Source organism: Subsaximicrobium wynnwilliamsii (genome assembly GCF_007997225.1).
Classification (GTDB): Bacteria; Bacteroidota; Bacteroidia; order Flavobacteriales; family Flavobacteriaceae; genus Psychroserpens; species Psychroserpens wynnwilliamsii.
Genome location: NZ_VORM01000042.1, coordinates 1 through 12,626 on the forward strand (window position 1 = coordinate 1; position 12,626 = coordinate 12,626).

The following is a 12,626-nucleotide window of genomic DNA, read 5'->3' on the forward strand; positions in this document are numbered from 1 at the left end:
CTAACAAACATGCGCTAAAAATAGAAAAATAGCGCTCTGGGACACCCATTTTTAACTAAAAAAAATCACAACTATTTGAATATAAATAACTTATGAATATTGACTTTTAAAATTGTCGAAAACAGGAAATCAATTCTAACGGAAAAAACTACGAAAAGGGACAGAAATTTTTTTTGGTTTTTTAAGTGCGAAACCGAAACTTTGCCCTCCCTACAATCTGAAAAAATTATTTTAAAACTCATTGCGGAAAATGGCAACGGAATTTAAAAAGAAATAATTAACCTGGATTTTAAACAAAATTATATCGGATTTTATTCTGTAGTTAGAAAATAATAGCGAAGGAAAGAATAAACCGTGTGCTAACACCGTGTATAGACCATTGCTGGGTCTGTGCTTTTTTTGGAATATTATGGGAATGCCCTAAAGTTTGTCTATATTTGGATAGGTTCGTGTGTGAGACACGCAACGGTCCATACACATCAACGTTGTAAAACATTTGAAAAAACCAATCTACATATCATTGATTTGTATTATTCTGACCAGTTGTTCAGTAAATAAAACAATTTCTGAAATCAAGAATTATGTAAAAGAAATAGATAATCGAACTGACTTAAATGAATCTATAACAGAATTCAATACGGAGAATTTAAGGGGAGAAATTATTGGTGGAACTTCAACTTATGAGTTAACTGACAAAAAAAACAAACTCTACCGAATAATAACCGAAACAGCTCAACCAAATGACTCAACAGCTTATTTTGAATTTTATTACAAAGAAAAAAAATTGGTTTTTGCCAAAGTCCTACAATTTTCAAACACGGAAACAGAATTAGATACAATTACAAATACCGAACTATATTTTCATAAAGAAAAGTTAATAAAGCAAATTGACTTTAAACTGAATAAAATCAATTCTGAAAAAATAAAATTATTAGCTGAATCCTATACTGTCGAAGGACTTGGAACAAAATAAAAAACGTTTTACAACACTGTGTAAAAATAATTGCTTGGTTCTCGCCTACTTGGAAATTCCTGCGGAATTTCCACAGGCTCGGTCAATTTTTGTTATTTTAGGTGTTTAACCCACGCAACTATTCTTACACCAAACGTTGTAAAAAATGGCGGAATTCACTCAGAACTAGACAATCCGAATTCAAAAAAGCATTCCTTTTTGCGGTCGCGGAATTTTTATTTCGGATTTCTAATCCAGTCCGATATAATGCAACGCGGATTTTTAGTCTGGTTCGTAAACAGACAATTTTACGCAATCTTAAATCAATCAAATCAACTCTGAATAAAATCGTGTTGCGAAAATACTCACTCACACGGAATTTCCCACTCGAACGGAATCAAGTAGTTCGCGGATTTTGGGAACGGCGGAACTCACTCAATCCCACTATCTCAGGGAAAGCAACAACAAAACACAATAATTCCAGGCCACTTTTCACAACATCGCGTATAATTAATTGCTTGGCTTGTTCTTCTTCCGAAAATCCTCGTGGATTCGCTAGTTCGTTTTTATTTACTAAATTTACTACTTGAGACGCGCAACTAATCATACTCAAGAGCGTTGCCAGTAATTTGAGCTCAGCGAAAACTGATAGAGTAACAAGAATGGTAATTAAAAAATAAGGTGTAACTTAAACCAATTAATTATGAAAAATAAACTAATTTTATTAACACTGGCATTGTTTATATTCTCAAATGTTAAATCATTTGGACAAGAACTCTGTCAAACACCTTCCCAAACCAATAATGAAATTTTAAACAAGAGTGCTCTTTTAAGAACTTCAAGCAACGATAACAGTTATTGCTTAAAGATATATTTCCACGTCATAAGAAGAAGTGATGGCACAGGAGGTCAAACCGTTGCAGCCGTAAACCAAGCGTTTCAAATTTTAAACGATGATTTTTATCCGCATAATATATCTTTCGCTTGGGATAATTCCATAGATTACATTGATGATACGTCTCTCTATAATAGTCCAGGTGCTACAATTTACAGTGTTAATAATCATCAAGACGGAATAGATATTTACTTGTTTAGTAATGATTTAAGTCCAGGTGCTGGTGGTGCCAATGGTATAGGCGGTTCTTCTGAAATGTACGTTCATGGAACTTTCGGTCAGCCACCATTTCAATCATTGATTACATCGCACATTGTTTCCCACGAAATGGGCCATGTGCTGTTTTTATGGCACACATTTAGAGGAACAAATATTCCCGAGCTTGAAAATGGCGATTTTTGCCCCGAACTGGTGGATGGTTCCAACTCAGATATTTGTGGTGACTATGTAACCGATACACCTGCGGATCCAAATATGACTTATAATGTTGATGCCTCTTGCCAATGGCTAGGCAGTGGTACTGATGCCAATGGCGATAGTTATGACCCAGATGAGCAAAATATCATGTCATATTCCACGCCACAATGCATGTCTTATTTTACACCTCTTCAAGGTTTGCGAATGCGAAATGCAATAGCGACCTTACCATTCTTACAACAAACCTTAGAGAGTTGTTGCGAAGAGCCTTTAGACTTATACATTAAAGACAGTCCTGATGATAATGGTACAGAGCCAAATCCGACGAGCCAAAACATGTGGACAAGTCAGGATATTTGGATAAGAAACAATGATGATGGAGGTTTGGAACACCAAAATCCTGAATATACTAACTCAGGCGTATTTTCTGTACCGAACTATATCTATGTTAAAGTAATAAACAATAGTTGTGAAGCGTCGTCTGGTAATGAAACGCTAACCATCAATTGGGCAAAAGCTAATACTGCCTTGGCGTGGCCACAAAACTGGAATGGTACTTTAACCGATGACGATGATAACAATGCTGACCCAACTGATGGAGGTGGCGACCCATTGGGCGGTGTTTTATCACCTGTAACCATACCAGCTTTACAAAGTGGTGAGGAAACTATAGTTGCAGTACCATGGGTTGTGCCAAATCCTGACGATTACTCAGACAATGATGACCCTTGGCACTTTTGCTTAATTGCTAGAATTGATGCCACAGATGACCCAATAGGTACTTACACAAGCAATCCTAATGTTATGGTAAGAAACAATAATAATCAAGCGTGGAAGAACATTACAGTCGTCGATTTAGTGGAAGATGGCAGAAGTGGTTCTGTGATGATCGCCAACCCATCAAATACACCACGTACTTTTTTCTTGGAACTGCATAAAGAATCAAATGAGGATGGTAAACCAATTTTTGATGAAGCAGAGGTAACCATAAAAATGGATGATGTTTTATTTAACGCTTGGGAAAGAGGAGGAAAACTAGCCCAAGAACTAGACCCAACTTCAGAAGAAAAGAAAAAATTAATTAAAGGAGATAATGTGATATTGGACAACATAGCCTTTGAGGGTAATGAAATGGGGCTGCTTACATTGTATTTTAATTTCCTGACAGAAGAACTGACCGATAAAACAGAATATAATTATCATGTGATACAAAAAGATGCAACTACTGGAGAGATTATGGGAGGAGAGACATATGTGGTAAGAAAGGATAGCAGAACAACTTTCCTCGCAGATGCAGGAGGTGACAAAGAGGTTGACGTTAATGAAACAATAGTCATAAGTGCAGAGGATATCAATGAACCAGCGGAGTATAATTGGTATGACAGCTTTGGCAATCTGGTCTATCAAGGAAAAGATTTGACCGTAATTGCTGATGTGGTCAAACAATATAAATTGGAGGTTATAGCCGCATCTGATGGCTTTAAGGATTATGTTGATGTTGAAGTTAAGTTTAAGCCAAGTAGCATTGATGGTCTCTCGCCAAATCCTGTATCTAATAATGTTACAGTAAACTATAAAATAAATGATACCAATTCAGCGTACTTAATGGTCATTGGTTATTATGGCAGTAACACGTCCAATAACTATATTTTGGATACAGACCTACAACAGACTCAAATAGATACGAGTAACTATCCAACAGGGCATTATACAGTTGCACTTGTCTGTGATGGCGAGATAGTGGATGCAAAAACTTTAATAAAACAATAAATAATTAAGAGTAAGGGCAAATTGCCCTTGCTCATTATATTAATATTAAATATAAATTGAAATGAAAACGATTCTCTTATTTTTTAGCTTTTTTCTCATAGTATCTTGCAACAGCAATGATGATGATAATGGAACACCGCAAGAGCAGCACGAAATAATGGCTACTTGGAATTTAACAAGATTTGAACGTGGTTTTGCACAACCTTATCAATATGTTGATGAAATAACTTGGGAAATTAACCCTGATAATACCATCAATGTTAATATCGTTGATGGCACAGAAGTCAGCAATGAAATGCCTTTGAATATAAGTGGTAGCTACAACTTCACAATGAGTGATATTGAAAATGAACTGTTGATCGATGACATTATTTATAAGTTTCAATTGAGCAATACAGGCGAGTATCTGTTAATAGAGGATGAGATTGGCTTTGATGCAGACGGAATGCTACTGCTTTTTGAGAAAATAGAATAAAAACTACTGGCAACAATGTATATAAAAAATAGCAGTTAAAAGCTAAATCAAAGGTTTAGTTCTTTTCTGCTATTTTTGTTTATAACCTGAAAAGAAACAGCATATTTATCTGCTACTTTTCATATACGGAGACGTTGGCAGTAATATAAACAAACTGAATATTAACCTAAAGCGGTTCTATTTATAAACATTTTTTAAACTTTAAAAACGAAAATTATGAAAAAAATACTTTTTATTTTACTATGCTCATTTGTTAGCTTTGGCTTTACAAATGAAAGAATCGAACCAATTTCTGAAAATGAAAGTGCAGAAATCACTTTACCCGTAAAGGTAGAGACTTATAATTTCCCATATGAAAATGGGACAATAACTTTGACTATATTTGATAATGGAATTTGTGAGCAAGGTACTGTCACAGGAACTCTTTCTACACATTGCGATGATGATGGCATAGCTGATTACGTATGGAGCGGTACAATATGTCGCGAACATATAGATGCTCTAATAATGCAATTTAACGCTTCTTGCTAATATGAAACTTAGAACCGCTTTTTTTTTAAACACAAATAAAATGAAATTTATTACACTAATTGTTATTATTACATTTAACACTATTCTACATTCGCAAAGTCAAACTGGATTAGTACAATATGGACACAAACAAAGTATGGGTATGGGTGCACCTATTGGTATAGACTATAATGCCAATTTAATTTTTGATAATGAAAATTCATTATACACATTCGCTAAAGACTCATTAGAAGGTGGTCATATTCGTGAATCGGTATATATAGAAAAGGATAAAGATAATTTTTTTGTTAATTCTAAAATTACTAATAAATTAGGATTTCAATATTATGTAGATAAGGAAAATAAAAAACTATTATCCCGTGACATTGGGTTTAATTATGTAAAAGAGGAAATCCCAACAATTAATTGGGAAATATCAGACGAGAAAAAAGATATTGGAAGTTTCGAATGTCTAAAGGCTTCTACTGAGTTTAGAGGACGGACATATACTGCTTGGTTTACTACTTCAATCCCCTTACCTTATGGTCCTTGGAAACTACAGGGTTTACCAGGATTAATACTAGAGGCATACGATACAAATAAAGAAATTTATTTCTACTTTAAATCTATCAAATACCCAATGGATTCAAAAATAAAAATTCAGAAGCCAAATTCAGAATCAGAAAATAAAGAATGGATAACGTTTTCAGAATATAAAAAAACTCTTATAAACAAGCATAAGAAGGCAATTGAAAATGGAAGAATGTTAATTGAGGGATTTGATAGTGCAGATACTGCTGAAGATAAATATACAATGGGTAATTCATATATTGAAATATTTGATAATGAATAAATGAGAAACTATATATGTTTAATGCATATTTTATTTAATTGTTTTGTGTTTTCACAAGATTATAAAATTAATGGAAATCTATATTCAGTCGAGAATACACCTATCACAAATGCAATAATAGTAGTCTATCAAGGAGGTAAAATAGTAGCTTATACTTATTCCACTTCAAATGGTAGTTACGAAGCTACATTTAAGTTAAACAACGTTAATTTAACTAATTTAAAAATTGTTGCTAATGGTCTAGGCTACCAACATCAAGAAAAATCAGTATCTATAAAGAAAAAGTCAGCCGTAACGGTTGACTTTACTCTAGTAAAAAAAATAGAACAACTCGACGAGGTCGTTATAGAAGCTTGGGAAAAAATAAAGGTTAAACGTGACACTATTACTTATAAAGTTTCTGCTTTTAGAGATGGCTCGGAGAGTGTAGTTGAAGATTTGCTTAAGAACATTCCCGGAATTGAAGTTTCGTCCGACGGCAATATAAAAGTTAATGGTAAATCAATAGATAAATTACTCATAGAAGGGGACGACCTTTTTGATGATAAATATAAATTATTGACCAAAAACTTGGATGCCAATAATATTGAGGAAGTTGAAGTGCTAAACAATTTTGAAGACAATCCTGTTCTTAAACAATTTCAAGATTCCGAAAAGGTTGCATTAAATTTAAAACTAAAAGCGGATAAAAAAAATGTTTGGTTTGGTAATATCGATTTAGGAACTGGCTACAATAAACGCTATAACACTACTGCTAATATTGGTTTATTGAAAAAAAAAATAAAGTTATTTAATTTAAGCAATTTAAATAGCATTGGCAATACAGCTATTTCACAAGTTAAAAATACAGGTATTATAGATTTTAATAGTCTTGCTGCGGACAAAAAAAATGAAAAAACTAATAATGAATTTGTTAATATTGACAATTTATCATCTTCTAACTTTTCAAATAACGAAGATATTTTTAACAACTCATTTTTAAATTCATTAAGTTTTGTAACTCATCTTTCAAAACAAACCAAATTAAGAAGTTTAACTTATTTTACATACGATGATGTCAATAAACAAAACAATAATTTAACGGAATATTTTATAGAACCAGAAACTATTTCCTTTACAGAGCAAAATACGATAGATATTAAGGACATATCTTTTGCGACAGAATTAGAGTTAAAACATTATTCAAAAAATGAAACTTATTTTACTTATGATTTCACTTTTGAGAATAATCCAACTGAAACAAGAGGTAATCTCATTTTTAACAATGATAATATTAATCAGCTACAAGATGATAAAAGGCATAACTTATTCAATCACTTAAATATTACTAAAAAAATTTCTGATAAAACCCTTTTATTAACCTATGCGTATTTGGGCATTAATAATACACACCAGAATTATACAATTGAACCTAATATATTTAGTGATATATTCAACAACAATGAAAATTCAACAATTAAACAAAATAGCAAAACACCGCTTAGTTATTATGGGATTATATCAGAATTTGTGGCTAAAGGTATAAAATCTGAATACGGTTTTGAATTTTCTGCAACTGTTGATAAGGATAAAATTGAAAGTCAATTTAAATTTGATAATCAAACCGCTATTGATACGCTAACAAATAATTTGGATTACAAAAATTCAAGATTAGCAATAACAAGTAAATATAATTACAATATTTCGAGATTATTTAAAATAAGTAGCTCTTTAAAAATATCTCAAAATTATATTAAGCTCAACGATTCTAAACAGCAATTCTTTTTTGTTAATCCAAAAATAAGATTTCATACAAAAAAAACCAAAATTGGTAATTTTGGTATAAGCTATGGTTTTCAAAATAATTTACCTCAATCGAAATACCTTACGGAAAATTTTATTTTAACCAATTACAGAACATTTAACAGAGGTTTAGATAATATTCAACAAATAAATAACCACAGTTTTGGTTTTTATTACACGTTTAATAATTATAAAAAGCAATTTTTAATAAATTCATTTTTAATGCATAGTTTTTCGGATAAAAGCTATGGTCTTAACAGTTTACTTTCTGAAAACGCAAACTTTAATCAATACCAAATTATTGATGGAGGAAAACTTACCAATTATAATTTAAGTATTACTAGATATTTAAAAGCCTTATCAAGTACATTAAAATTAAGTACTCAGCAGTTTTGGTCTAGAAATCCTATAATACTTAATAACACAATTAGTGAAGTAATTAACTACAACTCTAATTATAGAATTCAAGGTACAACATATTTTAAAATACCACTAAATTTTAAATTTGGATTTCAGTATAACTATTCAAAAGGCGAGTTTGATAGTCAAATTTCTTCTAATAACTATATAGAAAGTAATTTAGATACAACCTTAAAATTATCTGACAAATGGTTTTTCAAAATTGAAAACAATTTTTATTCTATAATTGAAAATAATTATTTATTCGTGAATGCCAACTTAAATTATAATCCTGAGAATAGTCGCTTTTCTTATAGAATTTCTGCAAATAACTTATCGAACATAACCGAATTTAAAGATGTGTTTATATCAGAATTTCAAAGGAACGAAACTAATTTTAGAATTCTACCAAGATACTTAATTATGAACGTAAAATATAGATTTTGACATTGGAACCAAATAAAATACTACTGCCAACAATGTGTATAATTAATTGCTATTATTTGCTTAACCAAAGATAAATAATTGTTAGCAAAAATTAGTTCTAAACCGAAAAATAAAAGCATATTTACACGCAACTAACCATACACGGAGACGTTGGGCACAATATAACAAAACATCAAACTATGGGATACACAAGAAAACTTATTGACTTATCACTTCTCAACATTAATATAGAAAACCCTCGATTTGAAATGGTAGGAAACCAAAGAGAGGCAATAAAAACAATGATTGACGACCAAGGAGATAAGTTGACAAAACTCGCAACTGATATTGTTGAGGAAGGTTTGAATCCGGGAGACCCAATTTTTGTGGTTAAACACGAAAAAAAGGATGACCAATTCAATATTCTTGAAGGCAACAGAAGGGTAACTGCTTTAAAATTATTGGAAAATCCAGACCTTATCCCTGAAACTAAAAAAGCATTACTAACTAAATTTAGAAAACTATCCGAAGATTATAACAAATCGCCAATCGATAAAATAAATTGTGTGCTTTTTGATAGTGAAGAAGATGCTGAACATTGGATTGAATTAAAACATACAGGACAAAATGATGGAATTGGTACTGTAAGTTGGGATGCTCAACAAAAAGCAAGATTTGACGAACGTGTTAAAGGCACATCAAGTTACGCATTGCAAGTTATTGACTTTCTACACAAAGAAAGTACTGTAGAAAAAGATATAAAATCAAAATTAAAAGACGTCAAATCTTCATCTTTACAACGTTTAGTAACAGACCCAGACTTTAGACGAGTAGCAGGTATTGAAATTAAGGATGGAAAAGTTAGAACGAAATATGAACCAAGCGAAGTTGCAAAACCTCTGACAAAAGCTGTTCGAGATTTATTAAGGAAAGATTTTACTGTAAAAGATATATACTATAAGGATGACAGACTAAATTATTTAGAAACCTTTAAAAAAACTGACCTACCAGATAAAACACAGGAATTAGCTGGTAATTGGGAATTAATAAGCACTACACGACCTAAAAAAATTGACCCAAAAAAAGCAAAAAAGGCCAATAAAAAAAGTATTACTCTAATATCAAAAAGAAAAACAATTATTCCAAAAAGCACCATTATTCCTATAAGTCAACCAAGAGTTAATAAGATATACCACGAATTAAAAGATTTAGACTTAACAGATTTTGAGAATTCTGGCGCAATTACTTTTCGTGTATTTATAGAGTTGACATTAGATACATATTTAGAAACATTTCCTTTGGCATCTGTAAATGAAAGCAGTAAATTGAGCCACAAGTTAAGTAGTGTTGCAAAAGATTTAGAAACTAAAAAAATACTATCAAAGGATAAACTAAAAGGTGCTTATACTGCATCTACAATGAAAGATAGTATTTTTTCAATAAACACATTTAATGCCTATGTTCATAATAAAGATTTTCATCCAGAGCCTGAAAGTCTTAAAAAGAATTGGGATAATTTAGAGATTTTTTTCGTTAAAGTATGGGAGTTAATTTAAGCACTAAACATTATTCACCACTTCGCTATCCAGGAGGAAAAGCGAAATTATCATATTACGTTCAGCTATTAATTGATTACAATTTAATCAACGATGGCCATTATGTGGAGCCATATGCTGGTGGAGCAAGTGTAGCACTTTCACTATTATTCAATGAATTTGTAAGCGAGGTACACATTAATGACTTTGACGTAAGAATTTATTCTTTTTGGAATTCAATTCTTGAAAACACAGACGAGTTTATCGAAAAAATAGAAACAACGGAACTCAACATTCAGAATTGGAAAAAACAAAAAATAATTCAGCAAAATTTTCAAGATTACACAGAAATGGAAGTCGGATTTTCGACATTCTTTCTTAACCGAACAAACAGGTCTGGAATTTTAAAAGCAGGTGTGATTGGCGGTAAAAATCAAGACGGAAAATGGAAAATGGACGCTCGTTTTAACAAAAAAAATTTAATTGAAAGAATTAAAAAAATAAGTCGTTATAAAAATCGCATAAATTTATACAACGAAGACGCTGTAGATTTAACACAAAAATTAAATAAAACACTTCCCCAACAAACATTATTTTATTTTGACCCACCATATTACAATAAAGGAAAAGACCTTTATATAAATTTCTACGAACACGCTGACCATAAACAAATTGCTGAAATTATCAGCAAATTAAAAAATAGATATTGGTTAGTTTCTTACGACAACGATAAAAATATTAGTGATTTATATTCAAAATTTCTTCAGCGGACTTATCAATTAAATTACCACGCTAATAACGCAACGAAAGGAACAGAGATAATGATTTATTCAGATAACTTAATCGTTCCCGAAATGAATAGTCCAGTTGACAAAACGGAATTAAAAGAATTTAATGAAGATGGTTTAAATGCAGATTGGATAAATCAACGGAATAATACTGTGCCCAACAACGTATATAAAAAATAGCGCGAGTTATTGCTAACACAAAGGTTCGGGCATTTTTGGAAAGTCGCCAAATTTTTAAATTTGACAAATTCCCAAAAATAAAATAATTAGAAAAATTTAAAAATTCGGCTTGTGTATAATCTGAAAAGTTATCGCTTATTTTCAGCGCTACTTTCCATATACAAGCACGTTGTAAAAAATGGCGGAATTCACTCAGAACTAGACAATCCGAATTCAAAAAAGCATTCCTTTTTGCGGTCGCGGAATTTTTTTTCGATGTCTAATCCAGTCCGATATAATGCAACGCGGATTTTTAGTCTGGTTCGTAAACAGACAATTTTACCGAATCTTGACTTAATCAAATCCACTCTGAATAAAATCGTGTTGCGAAAATACTCACTCACACGGAATTTTACACTCGAGCGGAATCACAAAGTTCGCGGATTTTGAGAACGGCGGAACTCACTCAATCGCACTATCTCAGGGAAAACAACAACAAAACACCATAATTCCAGGCCACTTTTCACAACATCGCGTATAATTAATTGCTTGGCCTGTTCTTCTTCCGAAAATCCTCGTGGATTCGCTAGTTCGTGTTTTATTTACTAAAATCACTGCTTAAAACACGCAACTAACCTTATACAAAAACGTTGTAAAAAATGGCGGAATTCACTCAGAACTAGACAATCGGAATTCAAAAAACTATTCCTTTCACGGTCGCGGAATTTTTTTCGATTTCTAACCAGTCCCATAAATGAAAAACGGAATTACAAAATCAGAAAAGTTTGCGGAATCTTGAATCAATCAAATCAACTCTGAATAAAATCGTGTTGCGAAAATACTCACTCACACGGAATTTTACACTCGGGCGGAATCACAAAGTTCGCGGATTTTGGGAACGGAGGAACTCACTCAATCGCACTATCTCAGGGAAAGCAACAACAAAACACAATAATTCCAGGCCACTTTTCACAACATCGCGTATAATTAATTGCTTGGCTTGTTCTTCTTCCGAAAACCCTCGCGGATTCGCTAGTTCGTTTTTATTTGCTAATTTAGTGGCTTAAAGACGCAACTAATCATACTCAAGGGAGTTGTAAAAAATGGCGGAATTCACTCAGAACCAGAAAATCGGAATTCAAAAAACCATTGCTTTTTACAATCGCGGAATTTTTTTCGATTTCTAAACCAGTCCCATCAATGAAAACGGAATTACAAAATCAGAAAAGTTGGCGGTATCTTGAATTGATCAAATCCACTCTGAGTAAAATCGTATTGCGGAATTGCTCACTCATACGGAATTTCCCACTCAAACGGAATCAAGTAGTTCGCGGATTTTGGGAACGGCGGAACTCACTCAATCGCACTATCTCAGGGAAAGCAACAACAAAACACAATAATTCCAGGCCACTTTTCACAACATCGCGTATAATTAATTGCTTGGCTTGTTCTTCTTCCGAAAACCCTCGCGGATTCGCTAGTTCGTTTTTATTTGCTAATTTAGTGGCTTGAGACACGCAACTAATCATACTCAAGAGCGTTGTAAAAAATGGCGGAATTCACTCAGATCCATAAAATCCAGAATCTGTAAACTGTCTGATCTGAACTATTCCGGAAAATCAACTGTTGCGGAAACTTGAGCAAGTTTGCGGAATTTAAAATCGG

Annotated in this window: 8 protein-coding genes; all 8 read left to right on the top strand. The window is 32.3% G+C overall.

What is annotated here, in order from left to right; all coding sequences use genetic code 11:
- The first annotated feature begins 496 nt into the window (after positions 1-496).
- The gene (locus tag ESY88_RS19610; protein WP_147088403.1) at positions 497-973 is read left to right on the top strand and encodes a hypothetical protein; all 477 of its coding nucleotides are present in this window, start codon (positions 497-499) and stop codon (positions 971-973) included.
- Positions 974-1,655: 682 nt separating this feature from the next.
- Positions 1,656-4,034 (top strand): zinc metalloprotease, encoded by a 2,379-nt coding sequence (locus tag ESY88_RS19615; RefSeq protein WP_147088404.1) that lies wholly within the window; start codon positions 1,656-1,658, stop codon positions 4,032-4,034.
- A 61-nt stretch (positions 4,035-4,095) separates the two neighbouring features.
- Positions 4,096-4,509: a hypothetical protein gene (locus ESY88_RS19620; RefSeq protein ID WP_147088405.1), complete on the top strand. Its 414-nt coding sequence runs from the start codon at positions 4,096-4,098 to the stop codon at positions 4,507-4,509.
- Between the two features lie 216 nt (positions 4,510-4,725).
- The gene (locus ESY88_RS19625) at positions 4,726-5,040 is read left to right on the top strand and encodes a hypothetical protein (RefSeq protein WP_147088406.1); all 315 of its coding nucleotides are present in this window, start codon (positions 4,726-4,728) and stop codon (positions 5,038-5,040) included.
- A 40-nt stretch (positions 5,041-5,080) separates the two neighbouring features.
- Complete coding sequence (locus tag ESY88_RS19630) at positions 5,081-5,872, top strand: GLPGLI family protein (protein ID WP_189702666.1); 792 nt, start codon at positions 5,081-5,083, stop codon at positions 5,870-5,872.
- A gap of 21 nt (positions 5,873-5,893) precedes the next feature.
- Positions 5,894-8,500: a peptidase associated/transthyretin-like domain-containing protein gene (locus tag ESY88_RS19635; RefSeq protein WP_189702667.1), complete on the top strand. Its 2,607-nt coding sequence runs from the start codon at positions 5,894-5,896 to the stop codon at positions 8,498-8,500.
- A gap of 179 nt (positions 8,501-8,679) precedes the next feature.
- Positions 8,680-10,035 (top strand): ParB N-terminal domain-containing protein, encoded by a 1,356-nt coding sequence (locus ESY88_RS19640; RefSeq protein WP_147088409.1) that lies wholly within the window; start codon positions 8,680-8,682, stop codon positions 10,033-10,035.
- Positions 10,020-10,982 (top strand): DNA adenine methylase, encoded by a 963-nt coding sequence (locus ESY88_RS19645; RefSeq protein WP_147088410.1) that lies wholly within the window; start codon positions 10,020-10,022, stop codon positions 10,980-10,982. Before ESY88_RS19640 ends, ESY88_RS19645 begins: the two co-directional genes overlap by 16 nt.
- The last annotated feature ends 1,644 nt before the right edge of the window (positions 10,983-12,626 follow it).

Bases quoted from the DNA above. Each gene is read 5' to 3' on its own strand.
- ESY88_RS19615 (WP_147088404.1), top strand. From the start codon at position 1,656: ATGAAAAATAAACTAATTTTATTAACACTGGCATTGTTTATATTCTCA.
- ESY88_RS19620 (WP_147088405.1), top strand. From the start codon at position 4,096: ATGAAAACGATTCTCTTATTTTTTAGCTTTTTTCTCATAGTATCTTGC.
- ESY88_RS19625 (WP_147088406.1), top strand. From the start codon at position 4,726: ATGAAAAAAATACTTTTTATTTTACTATGCTCATTTGTTAGCTTTGGC.
- ESY88_RS19630 (WP_189702666.1), top strand. From the start codon at position 5,081: ATGAAATTTATTACACTAATTGTTATTATTACATTTAACACTATTCTA.
- ESY88_RS19635 (WP_189702667.1), top strand. From the start codon at position 5,894: ATGCATATTTTATTTAATTGTTTTGTGTTTTCACAAGATTATAAAATT.
- ESY88_RS19640 (WP_147088409.1), top strand. From the start codon at position 8,680: ATGGGATACACAAGAAAACTTATTGACTTATCACTTCTCAACATTAAT.
- ESY88_RS19645 (WP_147088410.1), top strand. From the start codon at position 10,020: ATGGGAGTTAATTTAAGCACTAAACATTATTCACCACTTCGCTATCCA.